The organism is Bdellovibrio sp. HCB290, from assembly GCF_047305925.1.
GTDB lineage: Bacteria > Bdellovibrionota > Bdellovibrionia > Bdellovibrionales > Bdellovibrionaceae > Bdellovibrio.
On the sequence record NZ_CP178620.1, the window covers coordinates 691,023 to 714,433 of the forward strand.

The 23,411-nt window shown below is 46.5% G+C and carries 20 protein-coding genes; 13 read left to right on the forward strand and 7 right to left on the reverse strand.

Annotated features, from left to right (window positions below; genetic code table 11):
• Positions 1-9 precede the first annotated feature (9 nt).
• The gene (locus ACLVWU_RS03410) at positions 10-1,836 is read right to left on the reverse strand and encodes an ABC transporter ATP-binding protein (RefSeq protein WP_413577335.1); all 1,827 of its coding nucleotides are present in this window, start codon (positions 1,834-1,836) and stop codon (positions 10-12) included.
• On the reverse strand, positions 1,829-3,541 hold the full coding sequence (locus ACLVWU_RS03415) for an ABC transporter ATP-binding protein (RefSeq protein WP_413577336.1): 1,713 nt from the start codon (positions 3,539-3,541) through the stop codon (positions 1,829-1,831). The genes ACLVWU_RS03410 and ACLVWU_RS03415 overlap by 8 nt, the downstream gene beginning before the upstream one ends.
• 130 nt (positions 3,542-3,671) lie before the next feature.
• Between ACLVWU_RS03415 and ACLVWU_RS03420 the strand changes: the two genes are divergently transcribed.
• Positions 3,672-4,406, forward strand: a complete 735-nt coding sequence (locus ACLVWU_RS03420; RefSeq protein WP_413577337.1) for a helix-turn-helix domain-containing protein — start codon at positions 3,672-3,674, stop codon at positions 4,404-4,406.
• Between the two features lie 96 nt (positions 4,407-4,502).
• Entirely contained in the window at positions 4,503-5,357 is an 855-nt protein-coding gene (locus tag ACLVWU_RS03425; protein ID WP_413577340.1) for a murein L,D-transpeptidase catalytic domain family protein, read from the forward strand.
• On the opposite strand, the gene ACLVWU_RS03430 is transcribed toward ACLVWU_RS03425, so the two are convergent.
• Positions 5,310-5,975, reverse strand: coding sequence for a TetR/AcrR family transcriptional regulator (locus ACLVWU_RS03430; protein WP_413577342.1), 666 nt, complete (start codon positions 5,973-5,975; stop codon positions 5,310-5,312). The genes ACLVWU_RS03425 and ACLVWU_RS03430 overlap by 48 nt on opposite strands.
• A 195-nt stretch (positions 5,976-6,170) precedes the next feature.
• Here ACLVWU_RS03430 and ACLVWU_RS03435 point away from each other — a divergent pair, with 195 nt between their 5' ends.
• From ACLVWU_RS03435 to ACLVWU_RS03455, 5 genes are all read left to right on the forward strand, one after another.
• The gene (locus tag ACLVWU_RS03435) at positions 6,171-7,622 is read left to right on the forward strand and encodes a TolC family protein (RefSeq protein WP_413577344.1); all 1,452 of its coding nucleotides are present in this window, start codon (positions 6,171-6,173) and stop codon (positions 7,620-7,622) included.
• Positions 7,623-7,624: 2 nt separating this feature from the next.
• The gene (locus ACLVWU_RS03440) at positions 7,625-10,849 is read left to right on the forward strand and encodes an efflux RND transporter permease subunit (RefSeq protein ID WP_413577346.1); all 3,225 of its coding nucleotides are present in this window, start codon (positions 7,625-7,627) and stop codon (positions 10,847-10,849) included.
• Positions 10,824-12,107, forward strand: coding sequence for an NAD(P)/FAD-dependent oxidoreductase (locus ACLVWU_RS03445; protein ID WP_413577347.1), 1,284 nt, complete (start codon positions 10,824-10,826; stop codon positions 12,105-12,107). The genes ACLVWU_RS03440 and ACLVWU_RS03445 overlap by 26 nt, the downstream gene beginning before the upstream one ends.
• Before the next feature lie 71 nt (positions 12,108-12,178).
• Entirely contained in the window at positions 12,179-12,703 is a 525-nt protein-coding gene (locus ACLVWU_RS03450; protein WP_413577348.1) for a MarR family winged helix-turn-helix transcriptional regulator, read from the forward strand.
• A gap of 122 nt (positions 12,704-12,825) precedes the next feature.
• The gene (locus tag ACLVWU_RS03455) at positions 12,826-13,224 is read left to right on the forward strand and encodes a four-helix bundle copper-binding protein (RefSeq protein ID WP_413577349.1); all 399 of its coding nucleotides are present in this window, start codon (positions 12,826-12,828) and stop codon (positions 13,222-13,224) included.
• On the opposite strand, the gene ACLVWU_RS03460 is transcribed toward ACLVWU_RS03455, so the two are convergent.
• The 4 genes from ACLVWU_RS03460 to ACLVWU_RS03475 all read right to left on the reverse strand — a co-directional run bounded on the left by ACLVWU_RS03460 (position 13,219) and on the right by ACLVWU_RS03475 (position 17,004).
• Positions 13,219-13,986: a putative DNA-binding domain-containing protein gene (locus tag ACLVWU_RS03460; protein ID WP_413577351.1), complete on the reverse strand. Its 768-nt coding sequence runs from the start codon at positions 13,984-13,986 to the stop codon at positions 13,219-13,221. The two genes, ACLVWU_RS03455 and ACLVWU_RS03460, sit on opposite strands and share 6 nt — an antisense overlap.
• Positions 13,955-14,809: a DUF692 domain-containing protein gene (locus ACLVWU_RS03465; RefSeq protein WP_413577353.1), complete on the reverse strand. Its 855-nt coding sequence runs from the start codon at positions 14,807-14,809 to the stop codon at positions 13,955-13,957. Before ACLVWU_RS03465 ends, ACLVWU_RS03460 begins: the two co-directional genes overlap by 32 nt.
• A complete protein-coding gene (locus ACLVWU_RS03470) occupies positions 14,806-15,405 on the reverse strand; it encodes a YceI family protein (RefSeq protein WP_413577355.1) in 600 nt (199 codons plus the stop codon). Before ACLVWU_RS03470 ends, ACLVWU_RS03465 begins: the two co-directional genes overlap by 4 nt.
• Before the next feature lie 177 nt (positions 15,406-15,582).
• On the reverse strand, positions 15,583-17,004 hold the full coding sequence (locus ACLVWU_RS03475; protein WP_413577356.1) for a S8 family serine peptidase: 1,422 nt from the start codon (positions 17,002-17,004) through the stop codon (positions 15,583-15,585).
• 312 nt (positions 17,005-17,316) lie between these two features.
• Here ACLVWU_RS03475 and ACLVWU_RS03480 point away from each other — a divergent pair, with 312 nt between their 5' ends.
• Genes ACLVWU_RS03480 through ACLVWU_RS03505 form a run of 6 tightly spaced genes read left to right on the forward strand, consistent with a single transcriptional unit; the run spans position 17,317 to position 23,335 of the window.
• A complete protein-coding gene (locus ACLVWU_RS03480) occupies positions 17,317-17,811 on the forward strand; it encodes an NADH-quinone oxidoreductase subunit B (RefSeq protein ID WP_413578763.1) in 495 nt (164 codons plus the stop codon).
• Positions 17,798-19,480 (forward strand): NADH dehydrogenase (quinone) subunit D, encoded by a 1,683-nt coding sequence (gene nuoD, locus ACLVWU_RS03485; RefSeq protein ID WP_413577358.1) that lies wholly within the window; start codon positions 17,798-17,800, stop codon positions 19,478-19,480. Before ACLVWU_RS03480 ends, nuoD begins: the two co-directional genes overlap by 14 nt.
• A gap of 22 nt (positions 19,481-19,502) precedes the next feature.
• The gene (locus tag ACLVWU_RS03490; protein WP_340598987.1) at positions 19,503-19,976 is read left to right on the forward strand and encodes an NAD(P)H-dependent oxidoreductase subunit E; all 474 of its coding nucleotides are present in this window, start codon (positions 19,503-19,505) and stop codon (positions 19,974-19,976) included.
• Positions 19,976-21,268: an NADH-quinone oxidoreductase subunit NuoF gene (gene nuoF, locus ACLVWU_RS03495; RefSeq protein WP_413577360.1), complete on the forward strand. Its 1,293-nt coding sequence runs from the start codon at positions 19,976-19,978 to the stop codon at positions 21,266-21,268. Before ACLVWU_RS03490 ends, nuoF begins: the two co-directional genes overlap by 1 nt.
• On the forward strand, positions 21,249-22,814 hold the full coding sequence (locus ACLVWU_RS03500) for a 2Fe-2S iron-sulfur cluster-binding protein (protein WP_413577362.1): 1,566 nt from the start codon (positions 21,249-21,251) through the stop codon (positions 22,812-22,814). The genes nuoF and ACLVWU_RS03500 overlap by 20 nt, the downstream gene beginning before the upstream one ends.
• On the forward strand, positions 22,811-23,335 hold the full coding sequence (locus ACLVWU_RS03505; protein WP_413577363.1) for a NuoI/complex I 23 kDa subunit family protein: 525 nt from the start codon (positions 22,811-22,813) through the stop codon (positions 23,333-23,335). The genes ACLVWU_RS03500 and ACLVWU_RS03505 overlap by 4 nt, the downstream gene beginning before the upstream one ends.
• Positions 23,336-23,411 lie beyond the last annotated feature (76 nt).

Consider the following 23,411-nt stretch of genomic DNA (forward strand, 5'->3'; position numbering starts at 1 on the left):
GTCTTAAGACTACTCTGCCACTTCCATTTTGGACTCTGATGAATCCGGATTTGCGATAAGCGGGGATTTTTCGCCTGCAGACGCGAACTGATAATACATGCCTTTGGCGGCCATTAATTCCTGATGAGTTCCAACCTCCGCAACGTTGCCCTGATTCAGAACGACGATACGATCACACTGTTCAATAGTGGATAGGCGATGTGCGATGATGATGCTGGTGCGACCCTTGGTGATTTCCCGGGTGGCTTCCTGGATAATATGCTCGCTTTCTGAGTCAATATTTGCAGTTGCCTCATCTAATATCAAGATATCTGGATTGAATGCCAGGATGCGGGCAAAGGCAATAAGCTGTCTTTCGCCCACAGACAAGTTTGCTCCGCGCTCATCGACCGGGCTGCTTAGATCGCGACCCGTGCGTTTCAATAGCCCCATGTAGCCGGTCTTTTCACAGGCGGCCTGGATCTGTTCTTCAGTCACTCTAGGGTCACCCAGGCCGATATTATTGCGAATCGTACCACGGAAAATAAAGTTATCCTGTTGAACAACTCCAACATGGTGACGGATTTCTTCGCGTGGAATGCTTTCGATGGCCAGCCCATCGATGTAGACGGTTTTTTCCGGAGCATCGTAAAAGCGCTGTAACAGTGAAATGAACGTGGATTTGCCACTTCCGGTTCGTCCAACCAATGCGATGGACTCGCCCGGTCTGAAATGCAGATTCACATTTTTCAAAACCAGCGGCAGGCTTTCCTCATAGCGGAAGTTCAAGTCGCGAATTTCGATTTCACCACGCACTGTTTTTGGCGAGTGCAGGATCGCCTGTTCGTGCTCTTTGTGCTCGTCCATCAGAGTGAAGATGCGCTCAGCACTGGTTAGCGAGTTCTGGAATTGTTGGTACTTTTCTAGAATCTCCCGAAGAGGTGGAATGAAGTCCTGGATGTTCATCAGGAACGCAATCAAAGAACCAATGGCAATCGAGTTTTCGGCGCTCATTAAGCCACCGAAATAAAGTGCGCTGGTGATGGTGACTGCATTGAACAAATTCATAATCGGCTGCATCAGTGCATAGGCATAGATCGAGCGCATATTTGTATCACGATAGCTTGTCGACAGATTGCTGAAGCGATCGCGATTGCGCTGAACGCGGTTGTACAGCTGCACAACTTTAATACCATTCAGGTTTTCCGCCAAAAAGGCATTAATCACGGATAGTTTGCGTTTCTGCTCATGAAGGATGACCCGGATTTTGTTACTTAGGTAAAAAGAAGCCCAAATAAACAAAGGCGCCAGGAAAAGTGAAATCAATGTCAGCTTCCAGGAAATCAATGCCAGGGCAATAACGACCGAGCAAATCACCACAAACTGCGTAAATACGGTGATCACACCTTCTGTGAAGAGTTCCCCTAGCGAGGCCACGTCATTGGTAAGACGGGTTACGATTCGCCCGGTGGGGGTTTTGTTGAAGAATTGCAAAGGCAGTCTTTGGACATGATTCATCAAGTCTTCACGCAGATGAAACAGCATTCTGTTTCCGAACAGCTGAAACAACAGGTTGTTTGAAAAAGAAAAACACGTGCGCAGAATTTCCAGGCCCAGATAGACAAAGGCCACCGTCGTGAACAGCTGATAGTTCTTTCCTTTAACACCGTGGTCGATGGCATAACCAATCAGGGCCGGAACCAGGCGGGCCACCAGGGCTCCACCAAAGACGGCAAAAATCGCCAGAAACAAAAGTGTCTTTTCGCGCCGGGCATAGGGCCATAGTCGTTTGAACAGAATCGGATAGGTGACCTTGGTTTTTACCAGGTCTTCGTTCATGAAGTTTTCGTTACTCATGATTCACCGCCTGACCTTGGATGCTGACTGTTTTTTGGAATGTGGGGCTGACTTTCAGAACCTCATCATAAGTTCCCAAAGCTTCCACCTGTCCGTCCCGCAGAATCAACAGTCTGTCGACAGTCTTCAGTGATGACAAACGGTGGGCAACAATAATACGGCTCATCGAACCCTGATTTTTCCCCAGCTCCTGTTCGATGGCTTTTTCAGTACGTGTGTCCACCGCGCTTAACGAGTCATCCAGAATCAGAACCGGAGTTTTCATGATCAAGCCGCGCGCAATCGTCAGACGTTGTTTTTGTCCGCCAGACAGATTGACTCCGCGCTCACCCAGTTGGGATTCAAATTGGTGCGGCAGTGACTGGATCTCGCGGGTCAAATCCACGGTCTCTGTCATGCGCAGGATAGCTTCGTCGGAAGCGCGTTCAGACAATCCAAAACTGACGTTTTCAGAAATAGTTTCGCTGAACAAAAAGGCCTCTTGGGGTACCAGTAGGAATGTGCGACGTAGTGATTCCTGAGTGATATCTTCGATGCGATGACCGTTAATCAGAATTTCGCCTTCTGACAACGGATACATGCGGGTCAAAAGATTCAGCAAAGTTGTTTTGCCGGCCCCTACAGGTCCCATGATGCCCAGGCTTTCGCCGGCTTTCAGTGTGAACGAAACATTCTTAAGAGCATGAACGGTACTGCTGGCATGTTTGTACGAAACGTTTCTGAATTCGAGTGTTTCAAACTTGCCGATTTCAATCTGACCCAAATCCGGGATGTCGGTTTCTGTTTTTAAGACATCTTTAATGCGATCAAAGGAGGCATAGCCTTTTTGCATCATTGAAAAACCCATGCCCAGCGCCGTCATTGGCCAGACCATTTTTTGGATGTAGCGATGAAAGGCAAAGAATGTTCCGATGGTCACAGTTCCCGCATAAAGATCGTCTTTGGCAATGAACAATAGGATGACACTTCCGGATGTGACCCCGAACTCCATGACCGGAACAAAAAGTGAATCTACCTTGGCAACTTTGTTACAGGCTTTTTCGAAAGCTGCGCTGACGCCATTAAACAATTGCGTGCGATTGTCTTCCTGGGAAAAGCTTTTGATGACGCGAATACCACCGACGGTTTCCTGAGCTACACCTGTCAGTTCAGAAAAACGATCCTGTTGAATTTTATAATTAGTGTGAATCAAGCGCATAACTTTCCAGATCATCAGCGGAACCAATGGCAGGAAGATCAGGACTTTCCAGGTCCATGACCAGTTCATTGTGATCATGATCGGAAGAACGATGGCGATAATGATTACCCCATCGGCCAAAATCAAAAGGCCGGGCCCGATGGCCTGACGGAAGGATTGAACGTCATTCGTTAACAGACTCATCAGCTCGCCGACTTGGTTCTTGTGGAAAAAGTTGGGACCCAGTGAAGTTAAATGGCGGAAAATTCTTTGGCGGATGTGTTCAGCGGCGTAAGTATGAAATTTACCGAAGAAGGCGCGCCAGCCCAAGCGTGTGGCTGCAAGACTTGCCATGACCAGGGCGAAAATCGCGCAGGTTTTGCTGATCTCACTCATCGGTGCCTGGGCTTCGATGCTGTCGATGATGTGTTTCATGATCAGCGGATAAATTCCATCCAAGGCATTGGTTAAAAGCAGGAACAGCATCCCCAGACTGAAAGCCCGCGGATTATTTTTTATATAAAACAAAAGAGGTCGCTTAAAAAGAAGGGCATTTTCTGAGGATTGCATCGACGATGAATTTAATGGGTATTCAGGCCTTCTACAAGAGATTTGCCTCGGGTATTAATATACAGTACTCTGCTTCTTGGAGGCTGGTATGTCGCAAATAGATCAGTTTTTGGCATCGTTAAAAAGAGCTTTGAAATCAAAAAACATCCTGTATCGCGATCTGGCAAAAGCACTGGGGCTTAGCGAATCCAGCGTTAAACGCATATTATCCAGTAAAAGCTTAAGTCTGGAGCGATTAGAGGAAATCTGCCGCGTTGCCGATTTGAGTTTCTCCGAAGTTGTTAAGTCAGCGAACTTAGAGGATGGCAATCAGGTTTATCTGCTTACGCAGGAGCAGGAAAGTGCTCTAGCCGAGAACGCTCGTCTTCTACATTATTATATGCTGCTGCACGATGAGCGCACCCCGCAAAAAATCGAGAAAGAGTATCAGATTACAAAAGCCGAAGCGCAAAAGTATCTGTTTCAGTTGGATCGCTTAAATTTGATTGAGCTTCATCCCCGCGACAAAGTGAAATTCAAACGTCAGGGTTTTTTGCGATTTCGCAGAGATGGGCCTATCGGGCGTGCTTTGTTTGAGCAGATGAAAGCCACCTATTTGATGTACGATTTCAAGCCCGAGGATTTCGTGCGCTTTACGTTGCTAAAAGTAAGTCCCTCCACACTGGCCAAATACAAAGGCAAGCTTGAAAAGATCGCTATGGAGATGCAGGAAGATTCGCGCTTCGATGTTCAACACAATACGGCAACTGTGGATGCAGGAGTGTTGATGGCTTATCGCCCGTGGACATATTCCTATATGGGGGCCATCAAAAAGAAAGATTAAAATTTGTAAATTTGTTTTATCTCAATCAAACGGCAGGGATGTGGGTCCATCGTTGCCGTTCGATCCTTGGTTTGCAAAGCTGTTGGGATGAGACTCGTGCAAATTTTCATTTTTATTTTGTCGCTGGCGACATCAGTTAACGTGGCTCTGGCTGCCTATGGTCCGGGCTCAATGTTCAATCGAAAAACTACTTCAGGAAAAAATCTCTATAAGGAATTGTTAGGGCAGGGTGTGCCAGATGAACCTTTGAATCTTCTGTTCAGAATGTTTGACTACAATGCGGGACGAATTCCCAATACTAAATCGGCAGTGATCGTGGATTACTCCCTTCCTTCGACGCAAAAACGGCTGTTATTTTTAAAGTTTGATACGGGTGTTGTTGATAGAGCTTATGTCTCCCACGGTGTTAATTCTGGCGTGCTCGAGTCCCGCAGCTTTTCCAATATGATAGATTCCTGGAAAAGTTCCCTGGGATTTTATTTTGCCAAAGGCACGTACAACAGCTGGAAGAATGGCCCTTCATTAAAGTTGGAAGGCATTGATCGATCCAACAACAACGCCAAAGACCGATTGATTGTTTTGCATGGTGCAAAGTATGTCAGTGATGACTTTATTCTGCGCAATGGACGCTTGGGGTGGAGTCAGGGCTGTTTTGCAGTTCAGCCTGAAGTATTGCAGCCGATCTTAAGTGCTTTGCAGGGTGGTAGTTTGATTTTGTCTTACCACAAAGACTTGTGGCGCGATGCCAGGGAGTATCCAAGTGAGCAGGAACTGGTTGGCAATGAAGTGGTGCCACCGAACGTTAACACGCGAATAACACCGGAAGAGCAAGTGGAGCCTGAGCCACCACCGGGGCCGCCGGCTCCCACTCCGCCGGAAGAAGGCGGAATTCAATGGGTGGATCTATTGGGGCTCAAGACTCCGAGCACAGCCTTCGACGAAGAAATGTAGTTTCTTTTGGATTTCTTCGATCGAAATGCCCATTAGAATTTTATCGAAGAACATCGCTCCATGAAAATAGGTATTAAAAATTTCAATCATCTGCTCAACATCGGCCTCTTTATGCAGTCGGCCTTTGTTCTGCAATTCCTTTAGTCGAGAGATGACTTGGGGTACGAAATTTTTTGTTGGAGCAATCTCGCGAATGCGTTTCAAAAACTTTGCATCTACAAGACATTGGCCCAGAACGATTTTGAAAAACTCCTCGTCCTTTTGGCAATGTTGTTGGAACATATAGTCCACTAATGCCCGCAGTTCTTCGGACACTGTGGGTAGAGGTGCATAGGGAAGCTCCACCGTTTGATGGTCTTTAAGATGGTTTTCAATCAGAGCCAGCAACAAGCCCATTTTGCCGTCAAAATAGCGGCCAATAAGTGATTCGTTGATTTTGGCTTTATCAGCGATCATGCGGGTAGTGGCACCCTTAAAACCATGTTTGGAAAAGATGTCTTCAGCGGCCTGAAGCAGGCGTTCTTCAGATGCGGATCGGTCTCGTTTTTTTGACTTAGTTCGAGATGCAGTCTCTTTTTGGACTGCATTTTTCGATTTAAGTTGAGTTTCGTTTCCCATTTTGAACTCCTAAACATTTTTCCTTAACTAAGTTAAGATGCCGAAAGTACTAGACAATAGTAAATATATCACGAAAGTTAACTATTCACAAGTAAGTAATTGCTTGAGTACTTCGAGGAAATGCCGTAATTATATGTATGTAAGCAAGTGATTACTTGTGGTGATTGTTTGTAAAGGTTTAGTAGGAGTAACCCCATGAAGAAGTCGGGTCAGAATAGTGAAAGTTGTTTCGTGCTAAGAGCAGCGTTGGCTTTTGCGTTTATCGCAGTGGCAGCAACAGAAGCTCAAGGTATCAGTTTGAACCAATATATAGAGCAGGTTAAAACTGACAGTAATAGTTATAAAGGATCAACGACTCAGGCAGAGGGTTCGAATCTTGAGGCGCGTGAAGCGGACTTGATTTTTACTCCAAAACTTTTTGCAGAATTCAATACAGGATCTGACGGTAAACCAAGTCAGCCAAAGATGTATGACCGTGTTCACACGGATACTTATAGTTTGGGCGTCAGTCAGCAATTTGATTTCGGTTTGCAGGGACGCCTTCTATATAAGGCGACTCGCACTGAGTTTGATAATGCGGGAAACGCATTCACCATGAGTAAATATTGGGATGCAGTTCCGCAGCTGGAATTGTCGTTGCCGGTTTGGGGTAATGGCTTCGGTCGTACCGCTCGTGCAAACGAGGTTTTGGTCCGTCAGGGCAATTATGCAGAACAATATCAATCTTCTTATCAGTCGACAGCTTATCTGGCTCAGGCCGAAGCAGCCTATTGGAAATTGTCAGCGTGGGGCGATGTCGTAAGAATTCAGGAAACAGCTTCCAAGTCTGCGAATGAAATTCTGAACTATGTTGAGCGCAAAAGAAAAATGAACCTGGGCGAAAATGCAGACGTGGTTCAAGCTCGTGCATTGGTGGAAGCACGTGGTCTGGAATTGCAAATTGCCAGAAATGAACAACGTGAATCGCTAAGAAACTTCAACCGCTTCCTTAATAGACCGGCAACGGCACCTGTCGACAATCTGGAACCAGTTCCTTATGCCGAGCTGGAAAAGATCACAGTGCCTCAGGCGCGCCCGGGCGAACGTTATGATGTGAAAGCCACTCAGGCTCAATTGCAAACTGCCAAAGCGAATGCGGTGATTGCCAAAGAGCGCAATCGTCCAACTTTGGATATTTATTCAACATACGCCTTGAATGGTCGTGATGACTCCTATTCTGAAGCGATGAAGAATGCCGGTTATACAGATACCGACACTGGCTACGTGGGTCTACGCTTTAATATGCCTTTGAACATTGGAGCTGCTAACGATGCCAAGTCGGGTGCGGATAAATCAGTGAGAGCTGCAGAGTACAACCGTGAATACGCATTGTATTCTCAAGAGCAGGACTGGATCAATTTGACTCAGAATATTGCCGATGCCCGCGATAACCTGGTTTTATTGGGTAGAATTGAAAAAGCCCAAAAGACAAAATTGGATGTTGAAAACACACGTCTTCGTCAGGGACGTACAACGACTTATCAAGTCTTGTTGTTTGAACAGGATTATTCCGGAGCAGCACTTAGCCGTGTAAAATCAGCGGCAAATATCCTGGCGCTACAAACTCAAATCAAACTTTACCAAGCCTCTCCTGAGGAAGGGAAATAGTCATGAGCTTACCTAAACTATCCATTAACAGACCGATTTTTATCACCTGTGTGACTATCGCGATCGTGATCGTCGGGTGGGCAGGCTATAAATCCATGCCAGTGGATTTGTTTCCTGACGTTTCTATTCCGGTTGTGACCGTACAAACGGTTTACGCGGGTGCCGGTCCTTCAGAGATTGAAACCTTGGTTTCACGTCCTCTTGAAGACGAGATCAGTACTATTTCCGGTATCAAGCGTATGACTTCCAAATCCATGGAAGGTGTGTCGCAGGTTATCGTAGAGTTTAATTCCGATGTGGATGTTAAGTATGCGGAACAACAGATCCGTGACAAAGTGAACATCGCAAAACCCAAACTTCCTGATGAAGCGGATGACTCGGTCATTAAAAAGTTTGACCCGTCTGATACGCCGATCATGATGCTGGCACTGGTAGCCAAAGGCGATATCGGTTCAGCAGAACTTTACGATATTGCGGATGACGTGATTTCCCCCCGCTTTGAGCAGGTGAATAACGTTGGTGCCATTGATATCCTGGGTGGTCGTAAAAGAGAAATTCACGTAAATCTGGATCGCAAAAAACTAAAAAATCGCGAGATCTCCGTGTCTCAGGTTGCTGCACAGGTTGGAGCCATGGGGGAAAATATTCCTTCAGGTAAAGTCAATCAGGGCGGTATGGAGCTGACTTTCCGTGGTTTGGGTGAGTTCCGCAATACGCAGGATGTGGCTGACACTCTTGTGAATCTTTACGGGAATGAAGTTCCCACACGTGTTTCAGATTTGGGTACTGTGAAAGATACTTTAGAGGATGAAAAATCCCGTGCTTTCCTGAATAACGAAAAAGCGATTTTCTTGCAGGTTTACCGTCAATCCGGTTCCAACACTGTGAAAGTAGCTGACGATATTATTAAGCAAATGAATGCCATGGGACCTGAGCTTGAAAAATTGCCGGGCAACCTTGAGCTAAAAATGGTTACGAACGCGTCTCAAAAGATCAAAGACAATCTTTACGACGTGAATGAAACCATCCTGATCGCGATCCTGTTGACAGTGATCACGGTGTTCTTCTTCCTGGGAAGTCCGCGCACTACATTGATCACAGCAGTTTCATTGCCAGTATCATTGATTGGTTCCTTCATGTTGATGAAACTTGCAGGATTCTCTTTGAACATCGTATCCATGCTGGCATTGACGTTAGCCGTGGGTCTTCTGGTGGATGACGCCATCGTCGTCGTGGAAAATATTTATCGACGTATGCAGCTGGGTGAAAACTCTCTGGTGGCGGCGGAAAAAGGGACTGTCGAGATTCAGATGGCGGTTATGGCCATCTCCCTGGTGGTTATCGCCGTATTCCTTCCAGTGGGAACGATGTCTGGTACGATCGGTCAGTTCCTGAAACAGTTTGGTTTCACGATTGTTTTTGCGATGATCATTTCCTGGTTTGTCGCGATGACAATCATCCCGATGTTGACGGCCTACTTTGCAGGTGAAGGACATGGCGGCCATGGTGTCGGTCATGACCATAAGCCGACGTCTTTGTATGACAAAACTTTGGGTCGCATGGTTCGTGGTTTCGACCGCTTCCAGGCGATGCTCGAAAAGTACTACGAGAAACTTCTTAAAGTGACTTTGCGTTTCCCGATCACCACGATTGTGGCGACCTTGCTGGTTTTCGCATTGTCCATCTTTACCGCGACAAAAGTTCCGGGCGGATTCGTACCGGATGATGATGCCGGGGAGTTGAGTGTCACTCTGGAGATGGCTCCGGGTACAAGTTTGGATGGTATGCAGGTTGAAGCAGACAAAGTGGATGCTCTTCTGCGTGCGAATCCTGCGATCGAGTTCACAACTAAAATTATCGGTAACATTTATGGTGAGCCGAATAAAGCGACCTTTTACGTAAGAATGAAAAACGAAAAAGGAAGAATGAAAACAGAACTTTTCCGTGATGAACTTCGTAAAGAATTGGCTCAGTTCAAGGATGCCAACCCGGTCGTAAAAAAATACGATGCGACGGGTGGTATGGCTCAACAGCCAGTGGTTCTGAATATCATGTCTCCGGATCCAAAAGACCTGGAGTCTTCTGCGACGAAACTGATTGCGGCATTGAAAGCGGATTCTCGTTTCAAGGACGTCGATTCGAATTACCGTCCTGGTAAACCCGAGTTGCAAGTTCAGTTGAAACCGGGAGCAGCGAAAGCTTACGGTATTAATACGACGACTATGGGTGGTGAATTGCGTGCTCAAGTCGAAGGTATGACGCCAGCTAAGTTCCGTGAAAAAGGCCGTGAGTACGAAGTGCGTGTGCGCTTGCAGGATGACCAGCGTGACCTTAAGCAAAACTTCGATCAGGTCTTCGTTCCGAATATCAATCGCAAGCTGGTTCGTTTGAAAGACGTTGCCAACGGTGAACTGACGTCGGGTCCGGCATCAATCGATCGTATGAATCGTGCTCGTTATATCCAGATCAGCTCGGCATTAGCTCCGGGAGTGGGTTTGTCCACGGCTATTGCAGACGTTATGAAAATGACTCAAGAGGGTGACACCAAATTCCCGGCAAGTGTTCGTCTGAATCTTGGTGGTGAGGCGGAAAACTCTGCGGATCTGGCATCTTCAGCAGGCTTGGCATTGTTGTTCGCAGTTCTTTTCATCTATCTGATTCTGGCTTCCTTGTATGAGTCATTCATCACTCCAGTGACGATCATGGTGGCCTTGCCATTGGCTCTGAGTGGTGCGTTCCTGGCATTGTTCTTGGCGAATCAAATGATGTCGTTGTTTGCGATATTTGGATTCTTCATGCTCTTAGGGGTTGCCGGTAAGAATGGTATCCTGCTTGTGGATACGACCAATCAACTGATGGCCGAGGGAAAATCCAGAGCGGATGCCCTGGTGCAAGCGGGTAAAACACGTCTTCGTCCAATCTTGATGACATCGTTTGCCTTAATTGCGGGTGTTATCCCTGTGGCAATCGGCATGAATCCAGCTTCAAGAACACGTACAGCAATGGGTTTCGCGATTATCGGTGGTATGATTTCATCGACAATTTTAACCCTCATTGTGGTGCCAGCGGTATTCACCTATGTGGATCGCTTCAGAGTATGGGCAAATAAACTTGGCAGCAAATTGACTTCTGCCCAGAAAGACGAACCGATTATAGATGATGCCACGGCTGGCGCCCCACGAGAAAGTGGAGTCAGCGACTATGCCGTTACATCACCCGAAAAGTAATAATAAGAAAATAGTGATAGTTATTGGTGGAGGTTTCGCGGGGCTTAATGCCGCGAAATCTCTGGCCAACAAAGAAAAAGTTCACGTCATCCTGATTGATCAGCGCAATCATCATCTGTTTCAACCACTCTTGTATCAGGTTGCCACTGCCGGTTTAAATCCTTCCGATATCGCTGTTCCCATCCGGGCGGAATTCTCTGGAACTGATAACGTTGAAGTTCACATGGGTCGTGTTGATAGTGTGAATCTTGAGCGGAAGACCGTGTCATCGCAAGATCATGAGATTTATTTTGATTATCTGATTGTCGCCACCGGTGCGCAGCACAGTTATTTCGGAAATCCCGAGTGGGAAGACTATGCGCCCGGATTGAAAACGGTTGAGCAGGCCACAGAAATTCGCAGAAGAATTTTGCAGGCATTTGAAGATGCAGAGAATGAGCCGGACGTGGAGAAACAGAAGGCGCTGCTGAATTTCGTCATCGTCGGAGCGGGGCCCACCGGAGTGGAACTTGCCGGAGCTATTGCAGATATCGCGCGCACGGTGCTGATAAAGGATTTCAATCACATCAACCCGGCCGATGCGCGCGTGTTATTGGTGGAAGCAGGAACTAAAATTTTATCTTCCTTCAATGATGATCTGTGCAAGCGCGCCATGCGTGATTTGCACGAGATGGGCGTTGAAGTGAGGATTTCCTCACGTGTTGAAAATATAAATGAAAACGGATTGATAATCGCCGGTGAGTTTATACCCTCGCGTTCTGTTTTTTGGGCTGCAGGAGTGCAGGCTTCTCGAATGAAATTCATTCCCGAAGTCGCAAAGGATCGCGCTGGTAGAGTTATTGTTCAAAAAGATTTTTCAATTGAGAATTTTCAGCACACATTTGTTATTGGAGACATGGCTCACTTTGAAATTTCTCCTGGAAAATTTCTTCCAGGCTTAGCACCTGCGGCTATGCAAGCTGGCAAATTTGTTGGTAATATGGTACTACAAAGTATCGAAGGGCAAGTCCGAAGCTCCTTCAAATATTTGGATAAGGGCCAGATGGCCACTATCGGAAAGCGCAGAGCAATCGCCGAATATGGCTCCTTAAGAATGAAAGGAGTCGTTGCATGGCTGGCCTGGTTATTCGTTCATGTTCTTTACCTGATCGGATTCAGAAACAGATTGTCTGTAATCACAGAGTGGACTTGGAGTTATATTTTCTCCAAGCGCGGCTCGCGATTGATTACGTCGCGTGATTGGAAACAGAAAAACTAACAGAAACCTGACAAACAGATTTTTGTAAAATGATTTTATTAAGAAGAAAATAACTACCCAGAGGAGATAAAATGGCGAAATTATTTATTCAGGACTTGCCGACAGAACAAGAGATCAAGGCATCCGTAGAGAACCTGCACCCAGATGAGGTGGATTCAGGTGTTCTTCATGCAAATCTTCTTTTCATGAAAGTTGCAAACGAACTGGACAATCACTTTGAAAACATTCTGTCCAGGTACAGCCTTTCTACTGGAAGATTTACTCTCCTTTATATGTTGAGAAATAATCCAGAGGGTTTAAGCCCTTCAGCATTGGCTTCCATGGCTGGAGTTACTCAAGCGACTATTTCGGGTTTGCTGAACAACATGGAAAAGAACGAATTGATCCTGCGCGAGACGCACGTGAAAGACGGTCGTTCCTTCGTGATCAAGCTGACTGAAAAAGGTAACACCACTTTGAAAGAGATCTTTCCTCAGTGGTATCCCAGCGTAAAAAGTTTCTGGGATCAGCAATTCAGCAAAGAGCAAATGTTGGCTTTCAAAGCCACGCTGGAAGAAATGATCAAAAAAACAGAAATCCTGGGGACTGAAGGTTAGTCCAAGTTGCAGGGCCCCTGATGGGAAACAAGGGGCCTTGTTGCAATCTGACACTTTTAGCGATGCGCATTTATTTTCAATTAGAATGAAGCAAAGACTTAAATTCTAATTTGGAGGTAGTTATGGCATCGAATCCTTTGCAAGACAGCGATACCGCGAAATGCATCAAAGCATGTATGAGTTGCACGAAAGCGTGCATGGAAGCTCTACATTACCTGCTACAGCAGGGTGTCTCGGGAAAACAAGTTTCAATTCTACAAATGTGCGCGGAAGCCTGTCAGCTCTCCTCCAAAATGATGCTTGCTGATTTGGAGTTTCACCATCAGGCGTGTGAGCTTTCTTTTGAGCTTTCCACGGCCTCCGCGGCTATTTGTGCCTCTTACGATGATCCTTTGATGGTTCGTTGTGCTGAGGCATGTCGTCATTGTTCTGAAACCTGCCGTGGTATGGCGGGCATGACAGTGCGAATGCAGGGGACCGCCAAGGACTTGCGCAGCTCCCTGCCTTCAACACGTCTATAGCGGAATAAAATCTTCAATCACACCGGCTTTTACCAGTGTTTTGAAAAGTCGTGTGTTGTCTTCTGCCGATACTGATTGCGAAAAATCCAGAAGGGCCTCGGAAATACTTTGGCCTTGCTGCAATTTTAAAATCACTTCGGCATGAATGGGATCAATGGGCTCAACCATTACGGCGTCATTCTTTTTGTAAATCAAAAGACTCTGTGGTTGGCTCCAGTTGATTTCTTCATAGACGTAAGCAGGCTCTTTGCGTCTATTCCACAACTCCAGAACAGAATGCATGCTTTGGTGAATACGCATAGCTTCGACAAACCCCAGTCGAAAATTCGCAGTATGCAGCTGCTCCATAATAGTTTCTGCAGGCAGCGGATTGGGGGAGGCCGCACTTTGAACTTCCTTGATCATCCACTCGAAGCGCGCCAGATCTGAAAGAAACGGAATGCCACGGGTGCGGGCTGTGTTGTTCAGATACTCACTGAAGGTTGAACCATAGTCCGACAGATGAAAATTCACCGAGGGCTGGGACTCGATGTATCTGACGCAAAGATCATGAAACAAATCCCTTCCCAGAACCCAGGCCACGGCTTCATAGGTTTTCCCCAGGGAGCCACCAAGTTTGGAGTGATATATATCATGATAGATCTCAAATCCCTGATCCAAAGAGATATTGCCCACCGGTCGCAAGTCACGAATGGACTGAGCATCGGCTTCACCATCAAGAACATTTTTTTTAAACAAATGCAGTGCTTCGTTGATTGTCATTAGAGCTCTCCAAAATGAATGAAGCTTTGATTACTTCCATTTCCAGTTCATTAAAGTCAGGAACATTTTTGATTCTTTCAACAGCAATTGGCAGATGACGAATCATCGGAGCCAATTGTTGAAACAGTCCCCAGATCGGCGTCGTGATCGCCGTGGCCTTCTTGTCAAGCCAATGTGATTCCGTTTCAGTAGGTCCTGAAAGATGCACTTGTTTCACCTGGTTCATAGGTACCTGTTTCAGGTAGGTTCTTGGGCAGAATCCGTGATTAATGGAATTTACAAATAAGGCGCTTAGATCCAGGACAATGCCACATCCCGTACGACGGGCGAGCTCACTGATAAATTCAATCTCACTCATGTCGCTATCTGCAAAGTTCACATAGGTTGCGATGTTTTCCAGAGTTACAGAATGCTTCAGGTGGTTTTGTACGATGTCGATATTAGTACTTACAACCTGCAGGCTTTCTTCATTGAAAGGCATTGGAAAAAGGCCGTGCATGTTGTGAGCATGGCTTCCGCTCCAGCTTATGTGATCAGAAACCAAAAAGGGTTCAATGTTTTCAATCAGGTTTCGCAAGGATCGCAAATATCGCAGATCAGGTCCTTCGGGATTTCCGATATTAAGATAAGTGCCATGCAGGGCGATGGGATAGTCATGGCGAAGTTTTTTCAGCACTTCAAGCGCATGGCTCTGTGATGAAAGATATTCTTCTGTGGTGGCTTCCAGCCACGCCACATCGGTGTGTGGCTGTGACTGAAGGTAGGCAAAGTGAGAATTGTGCAGGGACATTCCCACCTTGTAGTTTGACGGTGAGTACCTCATTTTGCCTTCCCGGCCAGGAGAGCTTCGCCTTGGATTTCCACTTCAACAGTGTCACCGACTAAAACTCCACCGGTTTCCATGGCCTTGTTCCAAACCAGCCCGAAATCTTTGCGGTTCAGTTTGGTTTCAATTGCAAAACCCACACGGCGTTTGCCCTGAGGATCTGTAACGGCACCATTGTAATCAACATCCACAGCCACCTCCTTGGTGACTCCGTGAATGGTCAGCTTGGCCTGTACTTTTTCAGGTTTTGAGTTTTCATAATCTGTTTTTGTAGACTTAAAATCAATGGTCGGAAATTTTGCAACATCCAGGAAGTCCGGGCTTTTCAGATGCTTGTCGCGATCACTTTGATTGGTGTTGATGGAGGCAGCCTGAATTTTCACCGCCACATTGTCCAACTTTTGGGATTTTTCATCAAAATCAAAAGTGCCTTCGAATTTATCGAAGCGGCCTTTCACTTTGGCGATCATCATATGCTGAACTTTGAAGGTAATTGTGGTGTGAGCAGGGTCGATGGTGAATTTTTCGGCCCAGGCTGGTGCTGCAAGAAAAGTTGAAATCAAAAGCGTCGTCGCGGTTTTTTGAATGTTCACAGAGTCCTCACTTGTATTTGGGTTTGTTCTTAAAAGGTTCATCGTTTAAGAACTCCAAATCGGAGGCAAATTACTTATCAGAAAGCGTGTGGGAAGCTGTTGAATGACAGCGTGAAAAACAGAATAAAAAAAGGGAGCCGAAGTGGCTCCCTTTTTAACTTTAGCATTTTTAAAAAATTAGAATTTCAAAAGTGCGCCAACATCCAACTTACCATTAGATGTTACTTTGCCGTTCAAAGCTGGAATTGGTTTCGCTGAACCCAGGATCGCAGCTTTAACATCCTGCCATGATTTTTCAGGGTGTGCAGACCAGTAAAGTGCTGCCGCACCTGCAACGTGTGGAGTCGCCATTGAAGTGCCATCCCAAGTTGCTTTGAAACCTATTTTGTCGATTACAACATCAGAGTAGTTGCTAAACACAGTCGTAGAGTAAACCACCACGCCTGGAGCACCGATATCAACTGAGCGATTACCCCAGTTGGAGAATGAACCCAATTGGTCTTTCACGTCGATAGCTGCCACAGAGATAATAATGTCGTGTGAGTAGCTTGCTGGGTAAGCTGGAGCGGCATCGTTGTCGTTATCGTAACCAACACCTTTGTGACCATTACCAGCGGCCGCGATAAACAACACGCCTCTGTCCTGTGCGTACTGAACCGCATCGCGAAGGGCTTTGTTTTCTGCGCCTGAATTTGGATCTTCACCTTCCGAGCCCCAGGAGTTGCTCATGATTTTTGCGCCGTTATCAACCGCATACTTGATCGCTTTGATCGCGTCTGCCGTTGTGCCGCCGCCTTTTTCAGAGATAAAACGCAAAGACATGATTTTCACGTTTGGAGCAACACCAGCAACACCTTTGCCGTTGTCACCACGAGCGGCAACGTTACCTGCGCAGTGTGTGCCGTGGCCTGGATTTCCGCCTTTGAACAAGATATCCAATGGCTCCATGGAAAGGTCATAAGGTTTGTTGTCATTGGAAACAAAGTCCCAGCCCACAACGTCATCGATGTAGCCGTTGCCATCATCATCAACGCCATTGTTTGGAATTTCTTTTGGATTTCTCCATAGATTTGGCAATAGATCTTCGTGAGTGTAATCAACGCCGGTGTCGATCACTGCGACAACCATTTCTGGATTGCCCTTGGTCACTTTCCAAGCTTCCACCACGCCAATGTTGTTCATGCCCCATTGTTTGTTAAACAGCGGGTCTGCTCCTGAAGTAGATTGCGGAGCGTCAGGAACTTCTGGATTGTCTTTGATTGCCAAAGCTTGTGGCTGTGGGTTGCGACGCAACATTTTTGCCAAAGCGGCGCGGCGCAATGGATCCTGGATCTGATAGCTTTCCAACAGGCGGATTGGGTAGTTGGGCTGCACATATTCAATTGCAGGATTTTTCATCAAAGAGAACAGGCTCATTGATTTGGGAGCGCGCACGCGAACCAGGTTTTCAGTGATTTTTTCGGTTTTTGCGCCGAAAAGTTCGACGTTGTCGTAACCAGGTGCCAGTTTAATAAGCAAATCCTGGGTTTTGTGCTGAGCTTGTGCGCCCATCGCGAATGCAAGAACGGCAGTCGCTGTGAGCGTGGCCAATTTCTTCATGAAAACTCCTTTCAAAACAATCCTTGTTATGTGGTTGAGCAGTGAATAGCTTTTCAGTTTCTCGACTGATTTTGGGTCCGAAAGTTGAGTTTGTTGTCTGGCGAGAGGATAATCAATTTCATTTGCGTATCCCCATGATTTTGTTGAGGCGCGTTGAAGATCGCCAGTCACGGGACTACAATGAGTATCTAGTTGTCAGGATTAAGGTTTTTCGTTAGTTACTTAATGATAGCTAATTGAAATTGCAGAGGTGTATTTATGCACAAAGATCAAGTGCAGAGTTCCGCCCTCGGAACTCAAGCAGCAGACGATATGTCGCGCGATATTGCGTTCACTAGTAAGCTCGATCACATCGTAGCTTGGGGGCGCAAAAATTCGTTGTGGCCAATGCCTTATGGTACTGCTTGTTGCGGTATCGAATTCATGTCGGTGATGGGACCGAAGTATGACCTTGCCCGTTTCGGTGCAGAGGTTGCGCGCTTCTCTCCTCGTCAGGCCGATCTTCTGGTAGTTGCGGGTACGATTACGGAAAAAATGGCGCCAGTCATTGTTCGTATCTACCAACAAATGCTTGAGCCAAAATACGTAATCGCCATGGGTGCATGTGCAAGTTCTGGTGGTTTCTATCGTGCGTACCACGTTCTTCAGGGCGTTGATAAAGTGATCCCTGTCGATGTGTACATCCCGGGCTGTCCTCCAACACCAGAGGCGGTTATGGACGGTATTATGGCTTTGCAAAAAATGATCGGTGATCACACACCTCGTCCTTGGAAGGACAACTGGAAGAGCCCATATGAGCAAGCTTGATTCAATTAAACAAAACCTCGCGGGACGCTTTAACGTAGCGAACTTCAAATTCTCCAACTCTGTTGGTGATGATGTTATAGAAGTGCCTAAGGAAGACGTTCCAAGTTTGATGATGTACCTGCGTGAGTCCGGCATGTTCGACTTCCTGATGGATGTCTGCGGTGTCGATTATCCTACACGCGAAAAACGTTTCGACGTTGTGTACAACCTTTTCTCTTCAAAAGATAACACGCGTCTTCGCGTAAAAACTCAAGTCGGCGAAGGCGAGTCTGTTGGTACTGCAATTCCAGCTTACCGTGGTGCTGACTGGTTTGAACGTGAAGCTTACGACATGTTCGGTATCAAGTTCGAGGGTCACCCTAACTTGCGCCGTATTTTGACTCACCACCAGTTCGTGGGTCATCCACTTCGCAAAGACTACGAAGCGGATCACCAACAATCCTGTACGGCTTCTATGCCCATCCATTTCAACAACGAGCCGGGTTCACCTGGTGATGTATTGAATGACAAGTATGTTCCATTGAACATCGGTCCAGCCCATACAGCAATGCACGGAACACTTCGTGTGATGGCTGAGATGGACGGGGAGACGATCGTTCGTTGTAACAACGAAATCGGTTACCTTCACCGCTGCTTTGAAAAAATGGCAGAGACTCATCCGTACAATCAAGTGATCCCGTACACGGATCGTTTGAACTACTGTTCTGCTCCGATGAACAATATCGGTTACTGCAAAACGGTTGAGCGCTTGCTGGGTGTGGAAATTCCACCTAAAGCGCAAGCGATGCGTATCATTCTTGCCGAACTTTCCCGTGTTATCGACCATACGATTGCAATCGGTACTGGTGCGATGGACTTGGGAGCTTTGACTTCCTTCTTCTATATGTTCGGGTTGCGTGAACAAGTTTATACTTTGTTCGAAAAACTGTGCGGTGCTCGCTTGACGGTGTCTATGACTCGCGTGGGTGGTATGGCTCAGGACGCTCCTGAAGGTTGGTTCGACGAAGTGTTGGCTCTTTGTAAAGAGCTTCGCCGTGGAACTGATGAAATGGCCGGCATGGTTGTCGACAATAAAATCTTCATCCAGCGTACTCGTGGCGTTTGTGCAGTTTCTGCAGCTGACGCGATTCAGTGGGGCTACACAGGACCATTGCTTCGCGCTTCGGGTGTGAACCTGGATTTGCGTAAAGCCACTCCATATTATGGATATGATCAGCTGGATTTCGATATCCCGGTTGGTACTTCTGGTGACATCTATGATCGTTACCTGGTTCGTTTCGAAGAAATGCGCCAGTCCATCCGTATCATCGAACAAGTTTGTAAAAACGTACCAGCGGGTGATTACACGATCCGCGATAAAGGTATCGTTCTTCCAGAGAAAAAAGACGTTTACGGAAACATCGAAGGTCTGATGAATCACTTCATGCTTGTGATCAAGGGTCTTCGTCCGCCGGTGGGTGAAGTTTACGACGCGACAGAGGCAGCCAACGGTGAGTTGGGCTTCCATCTGGTCAGCGACGGTTCTGCGAATCCATACCGTTTGAAAGTTCGTCCACCATGCTTTGCGATCTATCAGTCTTTCCCGACTGTGGTAAAAGGCGCGATGTTGGCCGATGCAATCGCAACTGTAGCTTCGATGAATCTGATCGCGGGAGAGTTGGACCGCTAGGTCCAATTCGGAGGAAATATAAATGTTTAAACTTTCTGAACAAGGCTTGGCTAACGTAAAAAAAGAACTTGCTCGCTACGAGGCGAAAGAGTCTGCGATTATTCCAAGTCTTTATATTGCTCAAAAAGAAAATAGCGGCTTCATCACGCCGGACATTATCCGTCACTTGTCTCAAGTGATGGACATTCCTGAAGCGCGTATCAATGAAGTTTTCAAATTCTATACAATGTTCAACCAAAAACCGGTGGGTAAATACCACGTTCAGGTTTGCACGAACATTTCCTGTGCTCTTGAAGGTGGTCGTGAGATGGCTCACCACATCTGCAAAGAGTTGGGCGTGAAATACAATGAAGTTTCTGCTGATGGCCGCTTCACAGTATCCAAGGTCGAGTGCCTGGGTTCATGCGGAACAGCGCCAATGATGCAAGTGAACGACACTTATCACGAGAAGCTGACTCCTGAGTCAGCGATGAACTTGTTGAGAGGTATGAGATAATGGCTGAGATTAAAGTTCTATCCGAGCACTATCATTTGCCGGAATACCAAACTCTTGCTGGTTACAAAGCTAAAGGCGGTTATGAAACTTTGCCTAAAGCTTTCAAAATGCAACCGCAACAGATTATCGATGAAGTCAAAGCTTCCGGTCTTCGTGGTCGCGGTGGTGCGGGTTTCCCGACTGGTATGAAATGGGGTTTCCTTCCTAAGAATGGCGAACCTCGTTACTTGCTGTGCAACGCCGATGAAGGCGAGCCAGGAACATTCAAAGACCGTATGATGATGGAGCGTGCTCCACATCAATTGATCGAGGGCATGATTATCTCTGCTTTCGCAATCGGTTCCCATAAAGGTTATATCTACGTTCGTGGTGAATACGTTTACCCGATCGACGTTTTGAATAAAGCGATCAAAGAAGCTTACGATGCAGGTCTTCTTGGTAAAAACATCCTGGGTTCAGGTTTCGACTTTGACCTTGATGTGTACCGTGGTGCCGGCGCATATATCTGCGGTGAAGAGACGGGCATGATTTCCTCTTTGGAAGGTCTGAAAGGCCAGCCAAAATTGAAACCTCCATTCCCGGCGGTTCAGGGTTACTTGCGTAAACCTACAATCGTGAACAACGTGGAAACTTTGGCCGCTGTGACTTATATCATTAAGGACGGCGCTCAAACTTATCGCAAACACGGCACCGAAAAATCTGCTGGAACTAAATTGTTCTCTGTATCCGGTAACGTTGTTAAGCCTGGCAACTACGAAGTACCACTGGGTTACCCTTTGATTGATCTGATCAACAAAGAGTGCGGCGGTATGAAGCCAGGCCGTAAATTGAAAGCGATCATTCCGGGCGGTTCATCTGCTCCGGTTTTGACAGCTGAAGAGTGTGGCAAAGCAAATCTAGATTACGAATCACTTGCGGGATTGGGCACAATGCTTGGTTCTGGTGCGGTGATCGTGATGGATGACTCTCAATGTATGGTTGATATGTTGGGTGTTTTGACTCACTTCTACGCTCACGAATCATGTGGTCAGTGTACTCCATGCCGTGAAGGTACGGGTTGGTTGGATAAGATCCTTCACTCGATCCTTGAGGGCCGTGGCCGTCTTCAGGATATCGATTTGTTGATCAAAGTTGCTGACAACATGAAAGGTAAAACAATCTGCGCTCTTTCAGACGCTGCTGCTTTGCCGGTTCTAAGCTTCGTAACTAAATTTAGAGATGAATTTGAATTCTATGTCCGTGAAGGACGTTCGAAAGTAAAAGGAACGACATATGCCGAAATGCACCATTAATGGCAAAGAAGTCGAAGTAAAAGAAGGCACGTCGATCATCGAAGCGATGCAAGTGTCGGGCGATCGTATCGCTCACTATTGCTGGCATCCAGGGTTGAGCGTTGCTGGTGTTTGTCGTCTTTGTGTTGTGGAGATCGAAGGAAATCCACGCGTTCAGATCGCATGTAACACCATGGTTACTGAAGGTATGAAGATCAATAACACGTCTGAAAAAGTTAAAGACACTGTTAAGTGGGGGCTGGACTTCCATTTGATCAACCATCCTTTGGATTGTCCTATTTGTGACCAGGCCGGTGAGTGCGGATTGCAAGACCAATACATGGAGTACGGTAAGTACGATCCAGAAATGGCCGAAGCAAAAGTTAAGAAGCACAAAGTTGTGGATTTGGGACCGACAGTGGTTCTGGATTCAGAACGTTGTATCCTGTGCTCTCGCTGTGTTCGTTTCACGGAAGAAGTTTCCAAAACTAACGAGTTGGGTCTGTTCAACCGTGGTGACCGTACAGAAATCGGTACTCATGATGGCATGCCTTTGGACAATAATTACTCATTGAATACGGTTGATATCTGCCCGGTGGGTGCATTGACTTCCAAAGACTTCCGTTTCCGTCAGCGCGTTTGGTATCTAAAAGACGGCAACAGCGTATGTAACGGTTGCTCTACCGGTTGTAACATCAAGGTGTACTACAATAAGGAAGGTCTTTTCCGTATCAAGCCAGTTTACAATGAACAAGTGAACGGTCACTGGATGTGTGACAGCGGTCGCAATGCCTATAAGTTTGTGAATCGTGAGGCTCGCCTTCTTAAGGGTGTGGCTCGTGGCTCAGAAATGGCGCCAGGCGCGGCAGCTAAGAGCGCAAGTGAAGTATTGAAAAACACTTCCGGCGATGCTTTGGCGTTGGTTTTGACAGCTCAGTACACTGTTGAAGAGTTTGAGGCGATCATCAAAACTTTCGTGGAAGAGTTCAAAACTAAAAAAGTATTCTTCTGGATCAACAACAAAGAAACTTTCGACAGCTTTGACGGATTGCTATCTCGCGGAGATAAAAATCCAAATACCAAAGGTCTTTTGAAAGTGATGGAAAAATACGGCATTACTGCGACTTGGACTGACTTGTCTGCGGGTCTTGCTAACGGTTCTATCAAAACAGTGGTTGTCGCGGGTCCTGAGAACCAAGTGGTATTCCCAGAATACAACGACAAATTGAAAGAACTTTCTAAAGCACAGAATTTGATCTGGATGCAAGCCGGTCAAAACGAAGCTTTGTCTGCTTTGACAGGAAACGTTTGGATTATTCCAATGAAAACGTTCGTTGAAAAAGACGGCACATTCATCAACTACTCTGGTCTTGAACAAAAGATCAAAAAAGTGACGACTGTGGTTTCTGAAGCTCTGACTTTGACGGAAGCAGCTTTGTTGTTGTCAGGAAAAAACCTGGTAATGCCAATGACAGCGCCGTTTATGCCAACGAATCAACGTCCTGACCAAGTTGAATTGGAAGCACGTAAAAAGAACGAGTTTGTTTTCAAAAGAGGTAGCCTATGAGCGTAATGCAAAATAACTCCGAAAAGTCCAAGTGGTACTTGCCGGGTGTATTGGGTGGCTTGTCTGTGACCATGAAACACATGGTAGGCAATCTTTTGAACCGCAAGAAAATGATGACTTTGAACTACCCGGAGCAAATGAATGATTATTCTCCGCGCTTCAAAGGTAATCACGTTTTGACAGTTAAGAAAGACGGATCTCTTCGTTGCACAGCTTGTATGTTGTGCGCGACGAACTGTCCTGCTGAATGTATCAAAATCGTTGCGGCTGAACATAACGATCCAGCTGTCGAGAAATTCCCGATCAGCTACGAAATCGATATCCTTCGTTGCGTATTCTGCGGTTTCTGTGAAGAAGCTTGCCCAGTGGACGCTATTCGTTTGGGGCCTGAGTGGCAAACTCCGGCATTGAACGGTGGTCAGTTCATCTACGACATCAACCATCTTGCTTACCGTCCAAATCTAAAAGGCGGTATCCAAACTCACGTTGATGACGAAGAAAGACACAAACAAGGGATCTAAAATCCCTTGTCGAGAATCGAGATTCAAAAAGGACTGGGGAAACCCGGTCCTTTTTTATTTCGAAATCGCAATTTCT